This window comes from Staphylococcus succinus, assembly GCF_029024945.1.
Taxonomy (GTDB): Bacteria; Bacillota; Bacilli; order Staphylococcales; family Staphylococcaceae; genus Staphylococcus; species Staphylococcus succinus.
Genome location: NZ_CP118976.1, coordinates 676,274 through 697,714, shown reverse-complemented (window position 1 = coordinate 697,714; position 21,441 = coordinate 676,274). Strand labels below are relative to the sequence as shown.

Genomic DNA, 21,441 nt, shown 5'->3' with positions numbered 1-21,441 from the left:
TATCAGGACCTCCTAGATTTCAAATTGATATTTTTTCAAAATATTTTTAGCTTTGTCAGTTTTAAGGAAATCTATCCAAGCTTTAGCTGTTTTTTTATCTGACGTTGCAGCCGCCTTATAAATAATTGGGTTATTCAAATTTGCAGTATTTAGCGCTTTAACTTTACTATTTCCATTTTCCTGACTTTGATACAAGTCTGTTTTATAAACATAACCCAATTGTGCGTTACCTTTTTCTACGTAATTAAGAACTTGACGCACATCTTTAGCAAAGACCAAATTACTTTTTACTTGGTCATAAAGATGATGCGCTCTCAAATATTGTTCAGCATATTTGCCTGCAGGCACAGATTTAGTTTCTCCAATCGCTAATTTATCATTCGCATTTAAATCTTTTACCGATGTATATGTACTATCTTTTGTTCCAATAAGCACTAGCTTATTTTTGGCATATTCATATGTATAGCTTGCTTTCTTTTGTTCTTTTAATGCATCAACATCTTTCGTATTAGCTGACATGAGTACATCTACAGGTGCTCCTTTTTCAATTTGTTGTCTTAACGCACCAGAACCACCATAATTAAAAGTAACATTAATTGATTTATGCTTTGTTTCAAATGCCTGCTCTAAATCTTTTGTAACATCAGTTAAACTTGCTGCTGCTGATACTTGCAATTCTTGCTTTTCATTATCTTTATGCTTAGCATTGTGATCGGTCGAACTTGAACAGCCTGCTAAGACAAGACAAAATGCAACTACCACTAATATGATATGTCTGTATTTAACTTTCATTTTAGCAACTCCTTTTGGTCATTATTATATGCTTAATTATAAAAAAACAAAAGAGCTGGCCAAAACGAAATATATTTTGACCCATCTCTTTTGTAAATTAAATTGATACTATAAGCTATTAATAAAACGACTAAAAGCTTGCTGTCCTTGGTCTGTATTTTTAAATACGCCTGCATCCTCCAATACACGTTTGAACTTGTAACCAACTTCATTATCCACGATTTGGTCGACATTTGAACTACTAATATCATAGTTCTGCAACATCTTTTCTGCCCATTGTTGGTGAACACCTATATCTAATTGTGACTCACCTAACAAGTATCTTTTCACCTGTCTCAATTCTTGCTTCAAGCGTCCAGGTAATATGGCAGTGCCCATTACTTCTATAAGACCAATGTTTTCTTTTTTTATATGTTGTACGTCTTTATGTGGATGGAATATACCATCAGGATATTGCTCTGAGGTTTGATTGTCACGCAAGACAATGTCTAGCTCATATTGTTGGTGTCTGTATCTTGCAATAGGTGTAACTGTGTGATGACGTTCTCCTTTATTGCTATATGCTCTAATTGCAACTGCTTCGTCTGTATATTGATTCCACTGATTCATGACGTATGTTGCTGCTTCAATCAGTTCATTTTTCTTTGTACTTTTTAAACGAATAACACTCATCGGCCAATTTAGTGTACTCGCTTGAATTGAAGGGTACTCAACTATCTTAAAATTTTCAACTTCAGCAGCATTATCCATAGGAAAGACATATTTCCCAGATTGGTAATGATTATGAGATAAAATAGATCCCCCCACAACTGGTATATCAGCATTTGAACCTATAAAATAATGTGGAAATTGGTCAATAAAATCCAACAAATTAACGAAAGTTTGTTGGTTGATTTTCATAGGTACATGGCTTTCTGATAATACAATACTGTGTTCATTAAAATAGGCATATGGAGAATATTGAAATGCCCATCGCTGATTTCCTAGCATTAAATGAACGATTCGATGATTTGATCGAGCAGCTTGTAATACTGAACCTACGTATCCTTCATTTTCAACACATAATGCACATTGAGGATAATCTGAACTTGGTGCTTCTTTCGCTTGTGCAATTTGCTGCGCATCTTTTTCTGGTTTTGAAAGGTTAATTGTAATTTCAATGTCACCATATTCTGTCTCTACGTCATAATTAATATTATGAGCAATCGCATCTTCTTTCACATAATGATTACGTTTTGATAATGTATAAAAGTAATCTGTGGCCGCTTCAGGTGATACCTTGTAAGCTTTATTAAACTCACGATTAACCACAGAAGGACGCGGTGTAATTAAATCTAAAATTTGTGCTTCAACAATTTCTCTTTGATACAATACATCTTCAATACAATTTTGATCAACTGCATTTTGTATCCAATATTGCGTTATCTCGTTTGCTGTCGCACTTTCATTTAATGTAGCTATTGAAGTATTATCTATACCGCTTGCATTTAAAATACGGATCAATTGATTTTGAATATATATGGCATCTTCTACTTCATAATCTCCATACATGACGGCTTGAGATACAAATTGTTGAACTAATTGTTGGTTTAATAACACGTCTTACCCCTCCATATCTTCTTGATAACCATTTGGATGTTGGTAATGCCATTGCCAAGCTGATCCAATGATGTCATTGATATTGTCATGTTTTGATTGCCAACCTAATAATTGTCGTGCTTTATCACTTGATGCCACTAATTTACTTGGATCACCTGCTCTTCGTTCACCTACAATAGCTTTAATCTCTTTTTGAGTCACATTACGAGCTGCTTCTAATATTTCAAATACAGAGTACCCTTGACTACTACCTAAGTTAAATGCACCTGGCTCCCCATCATTTTGTAAATATTCATATGCTAAAATATGCGCCTCTATCAAATCTTCAACATGTAAGTAATCACGTATACATGAACCATCTTCCGTATCATAATCATCTCCAAATACGGTTATTTGATCTCTTTGACCTAGTGCAGTTTGTAATACAATGGGAATAAGATGCGTTTCTGGACGGTGATCCTCGCCAATTGTGCCATCTTCTTTAGCACCAGCTACATTGAAATAGCGTAATGCAGCATATTTTACTCCATAGGCTTCGTGACTCCAATGCATCATTTTTTCCATCATTAACTTACTTTCACCATATGGACTTGTCGGTGTTTTAGAATCTTCTTCTGTAATTGGTACTGAATCTGGTTCTCCATATACTGCTGCAGTTGATGAAAAAATAATATACTCAACTTGGTGTGCATACATTACTTCAAGTAGAACTTGCAAACCTTGTACATTATTATTAAAATACGCTAACGGCTTTTGTACAGATTCTCCTACTAAAGAATACGCGCAAAAATGAAAGACACCTTCTATAGATTCATTAGTAAATATGTGCGTTAAAAACCCTTGGTCTCGGATATCTCCTTCATAAAATTTCGCGTCTCTATGAACAGATTGTCTATGACCTGTGCCTAAATTATCTACGACTACGACGTCATATCCTCTAGAAATAAGTTGATCTACCGCGTGACTACCTATATATCCTGCGCCACCTAAAACTAAAACAGCCATATTAAAAATCCTCTCTCGATTTATAGTATCGTTTTTATAATATTTTCACGCCATCACTAATACCTACATGATAAAATGATGGTAAATATCCAATTTTTTCTTTATACGCGTGAGATACCTTGTCTTCCAAATGTTTGATGCTATCTTTATGTACTAATGCAATCGCACAGCCTGCAAACCCGGCACCTGTCATCCTCGCACCTAGTACACCTTCAACTCGTTGTGCTGTTTCAGCTAGCGTGTCTAATTCAATTCCAGTAACTTCATAATCAACTTTCAGGGAAGCATGAGATGCATTTAATAATTGTCCAAAACTACTAAAATCATTTTCTTTTAAATATTGATGTGCTTTTAGTGTACGTTCATTTTCAGTTACAGCATGTCTCGCACGACGTAATTTAACCTTATCTTTAATTAACTTTTGATGTTGCTCAAATTGCTCAAAAGATAATTCCCCTAAAGCATCAATATCAAGTTGTTGTTGTAATGCAGCTAATGCATCCTCACACTCAGCACGACGTTCATTATATTTACTCTCTGTTAATGACCGACGTTTATTAGTATTCATAATTGAAATGACATAGTCACCGAACTTCGCAGGGACATAATCATATGCTAAAGTTGCTGTATCAAGCAATATCGCATGTTCAGATTTACCCATGCCAATAATAAATTGGTCCATAATACCTGAATTAACGCCCATAAATTTATTTTCTACAGTTTGACCTATCTGAATCAGTTGCAATCGCTCTAAATCTAATCCAAACAATGCTTTCATTAACCAACCTGTCAATAACTCAATTGAAGCTGAAGAAGAAAGACTTGCACCATTAGGAATATTACCTTCTATTAATACATCAAACCCTGAATCAATATGCTCAAATTCTTGAGATAAATATTTAATTACGCCCTTAGGATAATTTGCCCAATCGTGCTTAGAATCAAAACGTAATTCCTCCAAAGTAAATGTAATGATGCCGATATCTTCAAAATTATTTGAATAAAGTTGTATAATACGATCATCTCTTTTGCTTGCTAGACCATAAGTACCTAGTTCTATGGCCGCAGGAAAAACATAGCCACCATTATAATCCGTATGTTCCCCAATAAGGTTGATTCGTCCAGGTGCAAAAGCACTTACTTCCGCCTTTACTCCATATAATGACTCAAACTTTTGATGCATTGCTTGTAACATAACAATCCCACTCCTTTAATGTTTCAATAATTCAATTAAGTTAATAGACCCCTTAAGTAAGTAAACACAAATAAAGTTTACTTGTTTACTAATTGTTTTGTCAAACAAGACTATGTGTTTGATTTAAATGTATTTCTCTCAATAAGTTGTGCTTCTACCACCACATGTATTGCAATACGTCGTGTGTTATTGATACGTTCTTCCGCCATTCTAACTGCTATCCTGCCAAATTCATCAACTGGTATATGCACACTACTAATGGAAGGTACAGTATACTTAATCACTTCCAAATCATTAAAACTAATCAATTTAATTTCATCTGGAATTGTAACTTTTTCATATTGCAACTGTTGTAGAATGCCAATAGCCACCATGTCATTACCTGCTATAAACACTTCTGGCAGTGATTGTTGCTTCGCTAATACTTTTACTGCTCGTTCTCCATCTTCTTTGTCCCAACCATCAAGTATTGAAATATCTTCAATTTGTTGTTGTTTACACCATTTTTTATATGCTTCATATCTGACATCTGTATTATTATAAAATGGCTCACCTGACAAATTTCGTATAGTATGATAACCGCCGACATACGCAATTTTAGATAACTTCAATTGACCTAACTGATTAAGTAAATGCGTCATTGAATGATTAAGATCAGAATACACTGCATCTATTGATTTAGGCGTATTCGGATTATTAATAACGATAATATTTTTATTGCGTTGTTTAAGGATTTCTATTGCATCTCGAGAAAAATTCCCTACAACAATGATTGCGCCAGCCTTATCAATTTTTGCTAAATCTACTTCTGATTGATTACCATCTATTCTAATAGTACGCTTAAGTGACAAGTTTAATCGTTTAACTTCCGCTTCAATCGCTAAACGAATCTCCCGATAGTACGGATCCGACATTTCTTTAGCTCTTGAAGCATATGTGATTATCTGTATGCTTTTATTCTTTCTAGATGATTTTTGATATTGTAATTTATCAGCGATGTCATGTATTCTTTGTCTTGTAGTTTTAGATACTGAGAGTGTTGGATCATTATTTAACACTCGTGAAACTGTACCTGGACTCACCTCTGCTGCTCGCGCGATATCTCTAATACTTGCCATTCGACTCACCTCTAACTATTGTTTACTTTAAGTTTACCTGTATATGATTTTTATAGCAACAATGATAGTTATTTCAATTCACCAATTTCTTACGTTCATACCTATAATTTCAGTTCATCACTAACTATAAAATCAAATCTGATTCTTTTTTTTATGGGTGGAAATGCGCTAAAATGAACAGTGAATTATAAAGTGAGGTGGGTATATGAACGAGGATATATTAACAAATCAACCTATTGTAAGATACGAGCAAGGAAAGCTATTTCACACTACAGATCATTATGTAACTGAATTCCCACTAACTATAATGGTCAATGGAGAAGAATTTGCAACAGTTATTTGTAGTCCAAACAACCTAGAAGAATTAGTACTAGGTTTCTTAGCCTCTGAAGGAGCCATTCTGAAAAGCGCTGATTTAAAATCTATTCAAATTGATGATAGTAAAGGCTTTGCTCATGTGGAATTAACACACACATTAGACGATCGATTCACATACTCTACAAAACGTATGATTGCTTCATGTTGTGGCAAAAGTAGAGAATTTTATTTTCACAATGATGCCGCTATTGCCAAAACTTCTATGTCTAAAGTAACTTTAAGCCCACTTCAAGTCGTGAACATGATGACAAGATTACAAAGTGCTAGTACTATATTCAAACAAACTGGTGGTCTCCATAATGCGGCAATCAGTGATGGAGATACATTCTTTGAACATCGACAAGATATCGGACGCCATAACGCTTTAGATAAATTATATGGTTTTTGTATCCAAAGACATATTCCAATACGTGACAAAGTACTCATTTTTAGTGGCCGAATATCGTCTGAAATATTAATTAAAGCTGCAAAAATCGGCGTTGGTATCATCCTTTCAAAATCTGCGCCAACAACATTAGCCATTACCCTCGCTGAAGATTTAAATATAACTGCAATTGGTTTCATTAGAGACGGTAATTTCAATATCTATAGCCACGCAGAACGTATTAAAGCTGTGGAAGCAACAGAAGATTAATTATCCTTCGGTTGCCTTCACAGCTTTAAATTATTTTAAATCTATACGTTATTTAATCTACATTTTCTTTTAAAATTTGATAACAGAAACTAATAAAGATATAACCTTGCTTTATATACATGTGTTTAGCGCTATCTTCACCATCTGCAATAAGTATGATAGGTCTGGCACCAGCAACATTTGCAACAAAAGATTGCATAATGCTACCAATGCCTTTATTTTGATAACGCTCTAACACGCCAAAACCATCTATTTCTACCGTCTTATCGGTAAGAATTAAGTCTAAAATACCTACTGGTACGCCTCTATCGTATGCTATCAAACGTGACTTTTGATCATCATTAAATTGACTTCTTATCATCTTAATACTTTCTTCCGCATATGCTTTCCCATAAGGTTCTGCAAATTGCTTATAAATTTCAATATAATCTTCTAATATACCTGAATGGACAAATGACACTTCTATGTGTTCATGATATCTTTGTTTTATATTTGTACTTTCAATTGCATATAGCTCCATTATACCTAATTCAAAGTGTTCCGACTTTAATTCATCCATCCATTTCTGTTCTAAACTTTCATTTTCTGGAAAAGTAAATGCCAAATGATTTGAACCTTGTCGTTTATGTAATTGAAATTGTTTAAGCATATCCTTTTTCCAAGTTTTAATCGTAGGCATCTGTTTATAGGCCCATTTATTCACATCAAATACAAGCGGTTCTTCGGGTGTTAAATAGATTGTTTTTTGAGCATCGTAACTATAAACAGTACCTTGTTGATATATATCTTCCATTGATATCACCACTAGCAAATCACCTACGCTTATACTTATGAATTTTATTTTAACAATTGCTGAAAACGACTATGATTAAGTAAAACATTCCCAACTAAACTTGCTATAATCGCCTTTACAATATCTCCTGGTATAAAAACCAATGACAAAGTGATTGACTTAGATATTGGTAAATTAGTAATAAGTCCCATGATTATTGTACCCACAACATCAAGCAAGATTGCCCCAATCACAATTGTTGTAATTAATAATACAATAAAGTTAATCTTTTTAAAATACAAATCTCTAACTAAACCAATGAGATATGCAACAACTGGATACATGAATAAAAAACCAGCTGAAGGTCCTGCAAATACGCCGATACCACCGCGTCCGCCAGATAACAATGGCAATCCAGTAGCAACAAGTATTAATAAGATAATTACACTTAATGTCCCATATTTACGTCCTAGCAAAATAGCTGCTAAGAAAATGCCTATGTTTTGCAAGACAATAGGTACTGGCATAATTGGTAATGGAATCGCAGGTACAAAACCTAATACAGCTATAATCGCTGTCATCAAACCTGTATATACTAAATATTTTGTAGTCATGTTCACTCCTCCTCAATGTAAAAATTATACCACTAATGTAAACATTTAAAAATAAAAAGTTTACATAAAGTAGCGTTATTTTTAACATTAAAAAAGCTATCAACATTCAAGTTGATAGCTTTTCCCCTAATAAGTCACTGATAAATCATTTTTAAATTCATTTAATTATTTGTTTAAAAATTTCTCTTTTAAATCTTTTCTCATATATTCTAATGTATAAGGATCATTGTACCAATATGTTTCAGCTTGAACTTGTATAACATTGTCTTTCTGGACGGCAGGTAAGTTGTTCCATAAGTTAGTTTTTTCATAAGCAGGTTTAGATTTTCCTTCACTTGTAGAAACAATATAATCACCTGCATAATCAGCAATCTTCTCTTGTTTTACTTCTGCCCAGCCTTCTTTTTTAACTAATTTCTCTAGTTTATCTGGCATATTCAGACCAAATGCTTGATATAAAACTTCGCCACCGCGTCCCCAGTTTGGTCCATAGCTATATAGTTTTTTATCGAATTCATCAAAGATTGAGACTGTTGCATCTGCGCCAATTTTCTCTTTAATTTCTTTCCCATCTTTTTTAGTTTGGGATTTCCATTTATCTTCCCAAGCTTTTGCTTTTTCTTCTTTGCCTAATAACTTAGCTAATTCTTTTTGTTGATCTAAGTATTTATGTTTTCCATAATCAAAGACAACTGTTGGTGCTATTTTCTTATACTTTTTAATATTTTTATCTGTAGAGTAAACGATAATTAAATCTGGTTTTGTTTTTGCAACTTTTTCTACATCATTTTCCCCAATTTTTTCAACGCCTTTGAATTTATCTTTTAGAAGTTTACTACTATCGACTTGTTTATTGACAGCAACAATTTTTCCATCAAGATATTTAATCCCACCTGCATATGTTGGCGCTACAACAGCTATGCGTTTTGGATTTTTCGGTACATCTATACTTTTCCCACTATCTTGTTTGTATGATTTTGTATCTTCCTTACTAGAATCACTATCAGATTTATTACCGCATGCTGCTAAAATTAAGACTAAAGCAATTAACGGAAACAATAATTTTTTCATCATTCTTCCTCCATTGAAAATCATTATCAGTTAAATTTGATTATATAATCTTTCAAGTAAATTTACAATACTTAGTTTATTAAATATATCTCATTTGATATCACAAAAATATAAATACTATATTAATACATGAAGGATAATCAATGTTTACTTTATATATTGAAAGGGTTTAAATAATTAAATGTTAATACACCTGCTATAATGACATATAAGGCACAATTCCATTTTCATATTTACCAAAAGATAAATAAAATAATTAAATTAAAAATCTAAACATAAAATGTTGGAAAAAGTGGTATGAGTATCCAAAGAGGATTATTCACTTGTTATTAAAGCAAATCATAACGACCAAATAAATTAACATAGTCATTCATTCAGCGGGCATGATGATTTCAATTACAATTCTTAGGCGGATTAGTATGTGTTTACAATCCACTGAATAACTAATCTAAACTTTTAACATTAATGAACAAACGCAGTAGCAGTAATATTTATGTTTGATATACTCGCTTATTTACTCATCAGAAGGAGGATATGATGAAAAAGTTCATGCTACTTTCAACACTTCTAGTTGCATTCATTTGTAGTCTATTATTGATTATTAATTTAACTATTTTACTATTATCCGTTACTAATAGTAGCAAAAAAGCAGATTTTGTCGCTGTCGGTGATAATCTCATACATCCTGTGGTCTACAATAATGCAAAAATTGCTGCTCATAGCTATGACTTTAAACCTATGTATGCAGCTATTAAACCATACATAAAAGATAAGGATGTAGCCTTTGTAAACCAAGAATCTCCTATGGGTGGTGATGATATACCATATTCTGGTTTCAAAAGGTTTAATACACCAAGCTCAGTTGCTAAAGATTTAGTCGACACAGGCTTTAACGTAATCAATGGATCAAATAACCATTCTTTAGATCAAGGCACTCACGGAGTTGAACAAAGAATTCAAACTTGGAATAAATATAAAAAAGAAGCTCTTTTCACTGGAACATTTAACTCAAAAGAATCACGTGATAAAATTCATGTATTCAAATCTAAAGGCATTAAAATTTCATTATTAAGTTATACCTTTGGTACAAATGGATTAAAAACAGATAAGCCGTACCAAATTAATTATTTTAATAAAACACAAATGAAAAAAGATATCCATAAGGCAAAAAAACACAGTGACCTTGTTATGGTCTCAGCTCACTGGGGAAATGAAGGTAAACATAAGCCAAATAAAATGCAAAGACATTATGCTCAATTTTTAGCTAATCAAAATGTTGATGTTGTGTTAGGCACACATCCTCATGTCATTCAACCTGTAAAATGGGTTCAAGGAAAAAATAATCATAAAACATTAGTTGCCTATTCACTTGGTAACTTCTTGAATGGTCAAGAAACAGGTACGGAGAGTAATCATTTAGGAGGTAGTATTCAATTTGACATCAAAAAACAACTTGGGCAAACTTATATAGATAATGTAAAATGGCGCTCTATCGTTAACCATTATGAAACACAGAATCAGCGTCTGGGAAGTCTTAAAAAAAATTTCGAACTATATATGTTAGATGATTACACAAATGACTTAGCTAAAAAACACGGCGTACAATACCAAGATGATAGTCACATGTCTAAAACACATTTAAATGAAATCACTAAGAATGTAATTGATGATGAATTTTTGGATAAAGCGAGTTATTAATCTAAGACCACAGCTAACAGTTTAGTATAATTTAGTTGTAGCCAAAGCAATCATTTATTAATACTAAACCAAAATAATAGGCTTTAACGACATAATACGTATCTAGTAAATTTAAATTACCAGATGACGCTTACAGATACTAAGTCGTTAAAGCCTTATTTTTACATGCGCATTAACTAAACATCAACATAAAATTTGCCTAGTTAAATATAGTGATGGCCTTATTTTTTATCAAAAAGACCTAATACCGATGCTGCTATATTGGTGTATGCCATATCTTCCATAGGAGGATTATGTAACCCTGCACGCATATCTCTGTAATAACGTTGAAGCGGTCTGTCCATTTCAAGACTCTTAGCCCCTACGATTCGCATTGCAATATCAATCACTTCGAGTCCTTGATTCATCACTAAGATTTTGCTTGCAGCTGTTTCATTCCATAATTGCGTGTCCTCATCATTGGTTGTATACAAAGCAGCTGTACTCCATAAAAAGTGACGCGCCGATAGTAAAAGTGATTCCATCTTTCCTATATTTTGTTGAACTGTAGATAAATCACCAATCGTTCCTTCTATACTATTTGGACTATGTGCTTTAGCAAAATCAATAGCATAGTCTCTTGCTGCTTGTGCGATACCTAAATACACACTCGGAATATGTAAAATCCATCCGTTGGGTTTCTTTCCAGCAGCACTTCTGAGTTCGACAAAATTACTTTTAGAGACATGCACATCATTTAACACTAAGTCATGACTTTCTGTAGCACGCATACCTATCATATTCCAATTATCAGCTATTTCTACACCCACAGTCTCTTTGGGAATTAGAAAATAACCTACTTGCTCTCTTGCAGTATCATATGCACTTACAATGAAATGCGTTAATCCTTTACTCATAGACGTAAAAGTCTTCACACCGTTAATTACAAATCCATCATCCACTTCAACCGCATTTGTAGATGGTCTACCACCACGAGTTGGACTACCTGTTTCTGCTTCACTGATAGCCCTATTAACTAGTGCCCCGTTTTTCATTTCATCTGAAAACATCTTGAGCATAGATGGCTCCCACATTTGTTGTTCGTATAGTTGACCAACCACACTTAAATGCCATCCTATAGAAAGTGCTGTTGGGCCATCAATCGTTCCTAAATAACTTTGTATAATTACCATATCTTCTATGGTTGCACCTTCTCCACCATAAGCTTTAGGTAGCGTTAATAAGGTATAACCTTCATTGACTAACCATTCAATATTTTCATAAGGAAAGCGCGAATGTATATCATTATAATCTGACTTATCTTTAAATTGTTCTTTTACTGTATCTAATTTTTCAATCCATTTTTTTTGGATATCCGAATGTATTAACGCGGAATAACTCACTTTCATCACCTCATAGTTAGCTTCTATCCTAGATATTCCTAGTTTAACACTCGACTTTATTGAAAGAAAGTTTTTCAGTGTCAAACCTTTCTACACCTATAAGCTTTATCTAGTATCTTTTTAACGTTTACGTAATTATTTAAATTCAATTCACATTAAAAAACCAATAGAATCCTACTAAGTTTAACAGGATTGATTGCGCTCTGGATAAGGGACTGTTACGACGATGATTAAACTAAACAATTTTGTAAATCATATATTATATACAGTCTCTTACTAAAAAAACAAACTATTATTAAAACAGCAATAGTTTGTTTTTTATGATTATTGATTATCTTATTATCTTTATTCGCAACTTCTTTATCTAACTTGCTCATTCAGCTTTTTGTCTTATCTTAAAGCTGTTTTTGTAAATTTTCTATAGTATGCTTTATTTTTTCACGTTGTTGCGCATTTACATAAACAACGATTGTACGTTCATCAATATCGCTTCTTTTTTTATTTAAATATTCCATTTTTATTAATTTTTGAAGTGATTTTGTTAGGTAATAAGGCTTCAACTGTGAATATTGCGCAATGTCCTTAGCAGTAATTTCGTTATTATTATTATTGTAAATATAGTTTAAAATAAATACTTCTTCATAATTCAATTGGTATTGGTACTTTGATTGTTTAAAGAAATTTTTACCTTGTTGGTATTTTTCGATAAGTTCATTTAATGATTTAAAATGTTGTAGTTTCATATAACCACTCCTTATGTTATTTCTAGTTGTTAATATAATAATTTTATCCTATTTAACACTTTTGATTCAATATGACTAACTATGAAAAATATTAAGATTTCCTACTCTTTTTTTAATGTTTTGTTTTAATTTTCAAATTTTAGTGGTCTATAGATACTTTTTATTACTAAAAATTGAATAGATAAACAATTAAATTTTCAACGCTATAACTTTATTTTTCCAAGAACTTCCTATTGTAATGTGAAACAAAAAAGAACTGGCTCACACAATGATGATGTGTGAGCCAGTTCTTTTTAATACTTAAAATCAGTTATTATTTTTTCTTACAATTGATTGTATCTAATAAACTTAATGCTGCTAAACCAGTTAAGTCTAGAGCGTGTTTAGCACCAGCTTTACCGTGTCCAGCTTCAAAATGTTTATAAGCTGCAACGCCTAATACTGAAATTGATAAAAGCGAACCTAAACGTGATAATTTTTTACTCGCAAAACTTAATACAAAAAATACTGCACTTAAAGCTTCAACTGCTCCAGCTAAAGGCACTGCGCTTGAAGGTAAGTTAAATACCTCTACAAAAGTATCTTTCATTGATTGGTCACCTTTTAATTTAGGTTTTGCTGCATCATACAATTCTTTGGCTAATTTTAAATTTGTTAAATAACGTAATATCATTATAAACGCTCCTTCTATTTGTTTTCAAAATATTTATCTACAATAGGTTTCACACGTTGTGCTAACAATTTGATAGTAGTCAGTGTTCTAGTATGAGGTATAGAACCTACTGGGGTGTGTAACATAAAACGTGTAAGACCTAGTGTTTCAACCGTTTCGATTATCTTTTGTGCGACAGTCTCTGGACTCCCTACGTACATTGCACCATTTGGACCAGCCTCTCGTTCAAAACTATTTTCATCATAAGGTGCCCAACCTCTTTCTTTGGCTAGCACATCATGACTAAATTTGACAGAAGGGAAGAACTCGCGCTTTGCTTGTTCATCTGTTTCCGCAATATATCCCCATGAATGTGTCGCAATAGATAATTCTTTTACATTGTGTCCATAAGATTCTGCTATAGATTTGTACATATCTATATTGCGTTTAAATCTTTTTGGGTCTCCACCGATTATAGCATAAGTTATAGGTAATCCTAACGCTCCTGCTTTTAACGAAGATTCAGGTGTCCCTCCTGTTGCTATCGCAATCGGTAATGGCCCATTTTCAGGTCTTGGATACACACCTAAATTTTGTATGGATGGTCTTAGTTCACCTTCCCAATTTACGATGGGATTATGATTAATGTTCATCAATAAATCAATTTTTTCATTAAAAAGTTGTTCATAATCATTTAAATTGTATCCAAATAATGGAAATGATTCAATAAACGATCCTCGACCAACCATAATTTCAGCACGCCCATTTGAAACAGCATCTAATGTAGAAAAGCGTTCAAACACACGTACAGGATCATCTGACGAAAGTACTGTTACTGCACTACTCAATTTAATGTGCGATGTATTTCTAGCTGCTGCCGCTAAGACAGTAACAGGGTCAGAAACTGCATAATCTGATCGATGGTGCTCTCCTAAACCGTAAACATCTAATCCATAGTAATCTGCCGTTTCAATTTCTTCGATAATATTTCGTATTCTTTGTGCATTAGTCACCGCACTTTGTTGTCCATCCTCTACATAAATATCAGTATTATCAGCAAAAGATGTTAAGCCGAGTTCAACTTTCATTGCTTCACCTCACTTAACTAGTATATTTTTTATACCATTATATTAAGGCTTCATTAAGTAAGTGTCAATATCTATGCTTACAATTTAGTTTCTTTTATTCAAGGCCTTATTCTGACTACTATATTAATTATTGAATATATGTTTTTTATATAATATCTTAAGTTAGTAAATTTTAGTTTATTTTAATAACTATTTTCTCTCATTTATTATTGTTTGAAATTTTCTGTTATTTTACAGCGTTGTAATAAAGCATAGTGCAATTATACACTAATAATTCAAAAAACGTTGATATAACAACCTTTCCTAACTATTTTAATAACACCAATTTATTACATAACTGAATAAATTATTAGAACTAAATTACAAAACGATAACATCGCCCACAAAGGTATGTTTTTCTGATAAAGTAATTCTTGTCGTTGAAACAGCGAATAAAAATTATAAATTTGTCATTAGAGACTGGGATAGCATTACGAAACAATTTTTAGGAGGATATTTTACAATGAAGAAAATCGCTACAGCTACAATCGCAACTGCAGGAATCGCTACTTTTGCTTTTGCACAACATGATGCAGACGCAGCAGAAAATAACAATGGTGGGTATAATCCTAATGATCCTACATCATTCGAATATTCATATACAATAGATCAACAAGGTAACTACAATTATGATTGGAAAGGTAATTGGAGCCCTAAACAAGCACAACAAGAAAATAATAATAGTGGTTATAGCTACAATACACAAGCTAGTTCTACTCAATCATATACAGCAAGCAATAATACAACTGGTGGAAGAGGCGCAGTTTCACACTCTACTTCAACAAGCAATGTTAAAGTAAGTACAACTAGTGCACCATCAAGTTCATCAAATTCATCAAGCTCATTTGCAAGTAATTCAGGTTCTTCAAATAACCTTTATACTTCTGGTCAATGTACATATTATGTATTCGACAGAGTTGGTGGAAAAATCAGTTCAACTTGGGGTAATGCTAATAACTGGGCAAGCGCAGCAGCTGGTTCAGGTTATACAGTAAATAACTCACCTTCACAAGGTTCTATTTTACAATCTTCAGCTGGTGCTTACGGTCACGTTGCATACGTTGAAAATGTAAATAGTGATGGTTCAATCGAAGTTTCAGAAATGAACTACGGCGCTGGCCCTGGTGTTGTTACTTCACGTACAATTTCAGCTGGTGAAGCTTCAAGCTACAACTATATCCACTAATAAGTGAATATAAATGACAAAGCAAACGCTATTTTTAGCGTTTGCTTTGTTTTTTTTATTAATTAACTTTAAATTTCTAAATTATAGTTATCTTCACCATTTTTTAGGTTCGTCATGTGAATCTTTCAGATCACGCGTGTAGTAAGCACTAGTCTAAAATTAGCACTGGTGCTCTACATGAGAAAATGGGAAAAATTGTTGATTAAAATAGTACTTATAGATTATCTTTCTTTTATATAAATAGAACTAAAAGTATTAGTCTAGTATTAAGTGATTAATTAAACGCGTTGGATTATAACCTTTAAACATTCCCAATAAAATAATTATAGTATTATTAAAATGACGCTCATCTAAACACTAAATTCATAATTAACCGGTTCTATATTGCATCATCGCTACAATATACAATACAAAACCGATTACAAAATAGATAAAAGAAGGATATTTTAAACTTTATCTTCATTAGAAGTATCGATGAATACCATGACTCATAGCAATATCGCTACAATTATCACTATAAGGCAGATGGAATCACCTCATCTATACTTATGTTTATCCGAATTATATACTTTTAAACTTATCAGTGAAAATTCATCTCCAAAAATCAAATAATGTCTAGCTCTTTATCTCTATTTTTATCACTAATACTTATAGTCATGCTTTTGCTTTCTTTATAGTAATACCTGTAAATCCATAAAATAATGCAAAACATATACATAAATAACATGGGACCGTCCAGATAAAGAATTGATCTACAGTTACACCTAACTGTTGTGTATAGTAAATACCTGATGTTCCCCAAGGTATAAGCGGAATAATCATTGTACCTGAATCTTCTAGCGTTCTAGATAAATTTGTTCGATCCAAATCCATCTTATTATACATATCCATCATTAATACACCCACCATAATGATAACTACAGAAGCTACACCTGCTGCTAATACCATTATTAAACTACCAATGATGGTAGTTAATATCAATTGACCTACCGTATTTATATTTTTTGATATTTTGTGTAATATAACATCTAAACATCCTGCTTTTTCTACGATTCCAGCAAACGCATAACCACAAAAGATAGTCACAACGATTTCAGTCATGCTCATCATGCCACCTTGTTCAATCAAGGTTATTGATCTTTCTGAAAGTGATCCACTACTAGCAGGAACCATACTCTTGGTGAATCCATCAAATGTTGCTTTGAAACCGTCTATAATATTAAAACCATTATTTAACGCACCCACACCTATAGCGCTTAAGCTTGATAATAACATCGCTGGTACTGTAGCAACCTTACATGCTAAACAAGCTACAATAACGATAACTGGTATCCAAACAAATATATTAATATGATAAATTTGAGATAGCTCTGTTAACATTTGATTAACTTGTCTTGTATTTGTATTCCCACTATATTGTCTTCCAGCAATATACCATACAATCAAACCGATGATTGAGGCTGGTATGGTTGTCCATATCATAGCTCTAATATGCGCAAAAATATTCACTTTAGTAACCAGTGCAGCTAGATTTGTCGTATCAGATAGTGGAGACATTTTATCACCGAATACTGCACCCGCGATAATTGCACCTGCTGCCATACCCGAACTGATATTTAACTCGCTCCCAACCGCCATCAGTGCAATGCCCGCCGTAGATGCAGAACCCCAAGCAGTACCTGTAGCAACAGAAGTAATTGCACAAATAATAAAAGCAGATACTAAAAATAAATGAGGATTAAGAAATTCTAAACCATAGTAAATCAAAGATGGGACAGTCCCTGAGTACATCCAAGTACCCACGATGATGCCTACTGCTAAAATAATAAATATAGCTGGCATTGCTGTTGCTAAACGATGCGTTATGCCTTCTTCTAAATCTCTCCATTTCAATCCCACTCGTCTTGCAATCCAAGCTGCATATGCTGAAGCTAAAATTAATAAGGGCTGAATTGGAATTTCAAATACGACAAAACCTGTGATCACGATGATAATCATGATTATGATTGTTGAAATAGACTCTAAAAATGTGGGCTGCCTTATCATACACATACCTCCCTTTAATGATTTTATTAAAATAATCTTTCGTAGCTATTCCAATCCTAATTTTCCTTTTCCTAATTCATCTATTGTAAGGCCTTCTTCAAACAAATCACGCTCTAATATTGTAGATGCTATCGTAATGATTGCGTCTATATTTGGCGTTGCAACGCCAATATGATGTCCTAGACTGGACCATAAGACCAAACCATATGTAATATCTTCAGTTAAATACCGATTTTTCACATGGTTTGGTCCTTTGATTTGTGAAAAAACTGGACTGGTATTAAATAATCTATTGAGTGGTTCGTCCTCATCCTTTTTATCTAAATATCCCCGTTCAATACGAGCTTCTTTCGCTGTTGACAGTTCAAATCCTAATTTACGTCCCAATGTTAAGCGCTCCAATTCAACGGCATGTAATAAACGCACAGTATGCTTTGTGATTCCTTCGCCATATAGAGCAAAGTCATTTGCATAATCGATACGTCCTACATTTAACAATGTTGGGCCTGGATGTACTTCAGGATTCCCATTTTCAAGATTGGTCTTCCACAAACTTTCTTCTTTAATCAAGTATGGATATAGCGTTTCTATTTTATCAAAACTCTCACTTAAATATGTTTTATCATAAGTTGAAAAGTAAACTTTTCTTACATTTAAAGATAAGTCAACGCGCGCTAACTCAAAATTGACACGTGTGCCGTAAGTTAATGTATTTACTTCTGCGAATTGTGGTAATGCATCTATATGCATTTCTTCTAAAACGTTTATAAAACGAATGGATGCCATTGCAGCTGCCATATTAAATAGAATTAATTGATTATTTTTCAAAAAAGGTGCCATTGTATGGGCATACTGTTCAATAAAAGAAGATGGCATAATCACTTGAATAACTTCTGCATCATCAAGCACATATTCCATATCATCACTGATATCGCTAAATGCAACGAAACTTTCTTTACCTTCATTATTAAAAGTAAAACCATTTTGTTCTATAGCTTTATTAAATTTATCAATAGATTGGTTTCTACAGTATAATTTAACCTCGTGTCCTTTCTCTACCATATCTAATGCTGCAGTTACAGCTCCATTCCCTGAACCAACAATTGCAATTTTCATTATTTCCCTTCTTTCTTTAATAAATAATATCATTTTAACTTTAAGCTTTACTTCATTGTATAACCTATTAATAATTTCAATAAACCCAGGTTTCTCCCCTTTCATTTATGATTAAACTTTTTGAATATTGCCTCATTAAGCAATTTTTTATTCAAATTTCCTTAAAAATAACATTTGCTCAATTGAAATATCAATAATCAAAAAAATTTGGTATAGTTAATACATTCAAAGGAGGCACATATGATGAATGAACAATATAATGCATACACATCTGAAACAGTACAACAATTCTCTCCTACTCGTGACGAACGAATGATGGCTACATTGATTTATGTATTAAGCTTCTTTACTTCACTTATTGCACCACTTATTATTTGGCTAATTAATCGAGAAGATTCACCATTTGTGGACAAAGTGAGTAAAAATTACTTCAACTTTTTACTTTCCTATTTTATTTGGTCTATACTTGCATTAATTTCTATCTTTATTTTAATAGGTTTTATTTTAGTTCCTGTTATTGCACTTTTAAATTTTATATTTACTATCGTAGCTGCTGTAAAATCATATAATGGAGAAGATTATTTACCTCCATTATCTATCAAATTTTTTAAATAATACTAATCACAATATTAAGATTATTTACAAGTAGTGTAATATTAAAAAGTGATTTTCAATGTTAATTTTCCGTAAAAACTGTTGAATAGCCCTTTAGGTCCTGACTTCATCTTGTAACCTCACATATCGTTTATTACAACGATATGTGAGGTCTTTTTAATTGGTTTACAAAAACGTAACAAACCACACAAACCTTGATTCATCTGTTAAAGTATTGTTTGTCGTGAAAAGCAAAGAAGAAATCAAACATTCAATTAACAAATAAACGATTGAATTATTATATAAGCTTTAAAATTTTGGGAGGATTTATTAATTATGAAAAAATTATTAACAGCAACAACTTTAACAGCAGGTATTGGCGCAGCAATGGTAGGATTAGATCATGGACATGATGCAAATGCAGCAGAACAAACACAAACAACTAACGAATCTACTACACAATCAGCTTCAGGTTCAAGCGCTAACTTATATACTTCAGGTCAATGTACTTGGTATGTATTTGATAAAGTAGACGGTAGCATCGGTTCTACTTGGGGAAATGCAAATAACTGGGCATCAGCTGCATCAGCTGCGGGTTATACAGTTAACAACTCTCCAGAAGAAGGATCAATTTTACAATCAACTTCAGGACCTTATGGACACGTGGCTTATGTTGAAGATGTAAATAGTGATGGTTCAGTACATGTTTCTGAAATGAACTATAATGGCGGACCATACTCTGTAAGTGAACGTACTATTCCTGCTGGTGAAGCTGGATCATATAACTATATCCACGTTGACTAATCAACGAACATCCCCTTTAAAACCAGTAAAGTCATAGACTTTACTGGTTTTTTTATGTCTTAAAAAACGCTATTGCAGTTGCTTAAGATATTTGAGAAAATAAATACGTTTCGTAAAAAAGGAGGCACACACACCATGCAATGGTTGAAAGTTATACTAGCTGGACTCATCGAAATATTATGGGTAACCGGTTTAAACGTTGCCGATTCTTTTCTAAGTTGGATTGGCGTCTTAATTATTATTGTTATTAGTTTCTTTCTGGTCATATCAGCATGTAAATCCTTACCTGTTGGTACAGTATATGCCGTATTTGTCGGTATTGGGGCTGTTGGTACAGTACTCGTAGATATGATTGTTTTTGGAGATCCTTTTAGTTTGATTAAATTAGCGCTAATTGTATTATTGATTATCGGTATTATTGGATTAAAACTTACTACTGAGGAGGCTGAAGCATAATGACTTGGGTTATATTACTAATTGCGGGACTACTAGAAGTACTAGGCGTAGTCATCTTAAATGAGATTTCGCGCACTAAAAAGAAATGGCTGGTTGCGCTATTAGCTGTTGCATTTATTTGTAGCTTTAGTACGCTTAAAGTAGCAATGAATGATATACCTATGGGCACAGCCTATGCAATATGGAGCGGAATAGGTACAGGTGGTGGCACACTCGTTGGCATGATTGTTTATAAAGAATCTAAAAATGCTAAACGTATGTTCTTTATTACGCTAATTATTTTATCAATTGTAGGATTAAGACTAGTAAGTTAACTAACAATCATCTACAATACCATCTCATAAAACAAACTTATAGCACTATTAATTCAAAATTACCAAATCCAATATACAGACTCTAAAGATGGTACTGCAACTAATTTAATTAGGTGCGGTGCCATTTTATTGTATAGATGTATCA

Annotated in this window: 21 protein-coding genes; 7 read left to right on the top strand and 14 right to left on the bottom strand. The window is 32.9% G+C overall.

Annotated features, from left to right (window positions below; genetic code table 11):
- Positions 1-12: 12 nt before the first annotated feature.
- From modA to PYW31_RS03070, 5 genes are all read right to left on the bottom strand, one after another.
- Positions 13-792, bottom strand: coding sequence for a molybdate ABC transporter substrate-binding protein (gene modA, locus PYW31_RS03090; protein WP_046835697.1), 780 nt, complete (start codon positions 790-792; stop codon positions 13-15).
- A 108-nt stretch (positions 793-900) separates the two neighbouring features.
- Positions 901-2,391 carry a UDP-glucose--hexose-1-phosphate uridylyltransferase gene (galT, locus tag PYW31_RS03085; protein ID WP_046835698.1) on the bottom strand — a complete coding sequence of 497 codons (1,491 nt, stop codon included), beginning with the start codon at positions 2,389-2,391 and terminating at the stop codon, positions 901-903.
- 3 nt (positions 2,392-2,394) lie between these two features.
- The gene (galE, locus tag PYW31_RS03080) at positions 2,395-3,396 is read right to left on the bottom strand and encodes a UDP-glucose 4-epimerase GalE (protein ID WP_046835699.1); all 1,002 of its coding nucleotides are present in this window, start codon (positions 3,394-3,396) and stop codon (positions 2,395-2,397) included.
- A gap of 34 nt (positions 3,397-3,430) precedes the next feature.
- Positions 3,431-4,591, bottom strand: coding sequence for a galactokinase (locus PYW31_RS03075; RefSeq protein ID WP_046835700.1), 1,161 nt, complete (start codon positions 4,589-4,591; stop codon positions 3,431-3,433).
- Between the two features lie 110 nt (positions 4,592-4,701).
- Complete coding sequence (locus PYW31_RS03070) at positions 4,702-5,709, bottom strand: LacI family DNA-binding transcriptional regulator (RefSeq protein ID WP_046835701.1); 1,008 nt, start codon at positions 5,707-5,709, stop codon at positions 4,702-4,704.
- Positions 5,710-5,914: 205 nt separating this feature from the next.
- Here PYW31_RS03070 and fdhD point away from each other — a divergent pair, with 205 nt between their 5' ends.
- Positions 5,915-6,721 carry a formate dehydrogenase accessory sulfurtransferase FdhD gene (gene fdhD / locus PYW31_RS03065; protein ID WP_046835702.1) on the top strand — a complete coding sequence of 269 codons (807 nt, stop codon included), beginning with the start codon at positions 5,915-5,917 and terminating at the stop codon, positions 6,719-6,721.
- Between the two features lie 52 nt (positions 6,722-6,773).
- On the opposite strand, the gene PYW31_RS03060 is transcribed toward fdhD, so the two are convergent.
- The 3 genes from PYW31_RS03060 to PYW31_RS03050 form a co-directional block, all read right to left on the bottom strand.
- Positions 6,774-7,514 carry a GNAT family N-acetyltransferase gene (locus PYW31_RS03060; protein ID WP_046835972.1) on the bottom strand — a complete coding sequence of 247 codons (741 nt, stop codon included), beginning with the start codon at positions 7,512-7,514 and terminating at the stop codon, positions 6,774-6,776.
- A gap of 44 nt (positions 7,515-7,558) precedes the next feature.
- Positions 7,559-8,107 carry a biotin transporter BioY gene (locus tag PYW31_RS03055; protein WP_046835703.1) on the bottom strand — a complete coding sequence of 183 codons (549 nt, stop codon included), beginning with the start codon at positions 8,105-8,107 and terminating at the stop codon, positions 7,559-7,561.
- A gap of 165 nt (positions 8,108-8,272) precedes the next feature.
- Entirely contained in the window at positions 8,273-9,178 is a 906-nt protein-coding gene (locus PYW31_RS03050) for an ABC transporter substrate-binding protein (protein WP_046835704.1), read from the bottom strand.
- Positions 9,179-9,712: 534 nt separating this feature from the next.
- Between PYW31_RS03050 and PYW31_RS03045 the strand changes: the two genes are divergently transcribed.
- Positions 9,713-10,876, top strand: coding sequence for a CapA family protein (locus tag PYW31_RS03045; RefSeq protein WP_082104687.1), 1,164 nt, complete (start codon positions 9,713-9,715; stop codon positions 10,874-10,876).
- A gap of 221 nt (positions 10,877-11,097) precedes the next feature.
- Here the strand turns inward: PYW31_RS03045 and PYW31_RS03040 are convergent, their stop codons facing one another.
- From PYW31_RS03040 to PYW31_RS03025, 4 genes are all read right to left on the bottom strand, one after another.
- A complete protein-coding gene (locus PYW31_RS03040) occupies positions 11,098-12,258 on the bottom strand; it encodes an acyl-CoA dehydrogenase family protein (protein ID WP_103356953.1) in 1,161 nt (386 codons plus the stop codon).
- A 395-nt stretch (positions 12,259-12,653) separates the two neighbouring features.
- Positions 12,654-13,001, bottom strand: coding sequence for a transcriptional regulator, SarA/Rot family (locus PYW31_RS03035; protein WP_046835707.1), 348 nt, complete (start codon positions 12,999-13,001; stop codon positions 12,654-12,656).
- A gap of 313 nt (positions 13,002-13,314) precedes the next feature.
- Complete coding sequence (locus PYW31_RS03030; protein ID WP_046835708.1) at positions 13,315-13,674, bottom strand: membrane protein; 360 nt, start codon at positions 13,672-13,674, stop codon at positions 13,315-13,317.
- 14 nt (positions 13,675-13,688) lie between these two features.
- Positions 13,689-14,741 (bottom strand): LLM class flavin-dependent oxidoreductase, encoded by a 1,053-nt coding sequence (locus tag PYW31_RS03025; RefSeq protein ID WP_046835709.1) that lies wholly within the window; start codon positions 14,739-14,741, stop codon positions 13,689-13,691.
- Positions 14,742-15,243: 502 nt separating this feature from the next.
- On the opposite strand from PYW31_RS03025, the gene PYW31_RS03020 reads away from it, so the two are divergent.
- Positions 15,244-15,966 carry a CHAP domain-containing protein gene (locus tag PYW31_RS03020; RefSeq protein ID WP_046835710.1) on the top strand — a complete coding sequence of 241 codons (723 nt, stop codon included), beginning with the start codon at positions 15,244-15,246 and terminating at the stop codon, positions 15,964-15,966.
- A gap of 654 nt (positions 15,967-16,620) precedes the next feature.
- On the opposite strand, the gene nhaC is transcribed toward PYW31_RS03020, so the two are convergent.
- Both nhaC and PYW31_RS03010 read right to left on the bottom strand, forming a co-directional pair.
- Positions 16,621-18,012: a Na+/H+ antiporter NhaC gene (gene nhaC, locus PYW31_RS03015; protein WP_046835711.1), complete on the bottom strand. Its 1,392-nt coding sequence runs from the start codon at positions 18,010-18,012 to the stop codon at positions 16,621-16,623.
- Between the two features lie 45 nt (positions 18,013-18,057).
- On the bottom strand, positions 18,058-19,128 hold the full coding sequence (locus PYW31_RS03010; protein ID WP_046835973.1) for an NAD/NADP-dependent octopine/nopaline dehydrogenase family protein: 1,071 nt from the start codon (positions 19,126-19,128) through the stop codon (positions 18,058-18,060).
- A 243-nt stretch (positions 19,129-19,371) separates the two neighbouring features.
- On the opposite strand from PYW31_RS03010, the gene PYW31_RS03005 reads away from it, so the two are divergent.
- From PYW31_RS03005 to PYW31_RS02990, 4 genes are all read left to right on the top strand, one after another.
- Entirely contained in the window at positions 19,372-19,743 is a 372-nt protein-coding gene (locus PYW31_RS03005) for a DUF4870 domain-containing protein (RefSeq protein WP_046835712.1), read from the top strand.
- Positions 19,744-20,058: 315 nt separating this feature from the next.
- A complete protein-coding gene (locus PYW31_RS03000; protein ID WP_046835713.1) occupies positions 20,059-20,526 on the top strand; it encodes a CHAP domain-containing protein in 468 nt (155 codons plus the stop codon).
- A gap of 135 nt (positions 20,527-20,661) precedes the next feature.
- On the top strand, positions 20,662-20,982 hold the full coding sequence (locus PYW31_RS02995) for a DMT family transporter (protein ID WP_046835714.1): 321 nt from the start codon (positions 20,662-20,664) through the stop codon (positions 20,980-20,982).
- On the top strand, positions 20,982-21,296 hold the full coding sequence (locus PYW31_RS02990) for a DMT family transporter (protein WP_046835715.1): 315 nt from the start codon (positions 20,982-20,984) through the stop codon (positions 21,294-21,296). The genes PYW31_RS02995 and PYW31_RS02990 overlap by 1 nt, the downstream gene beginning before the upstream one ends.
- Positions 21,297-21,441: the final 145 nt, after the last annotated feature.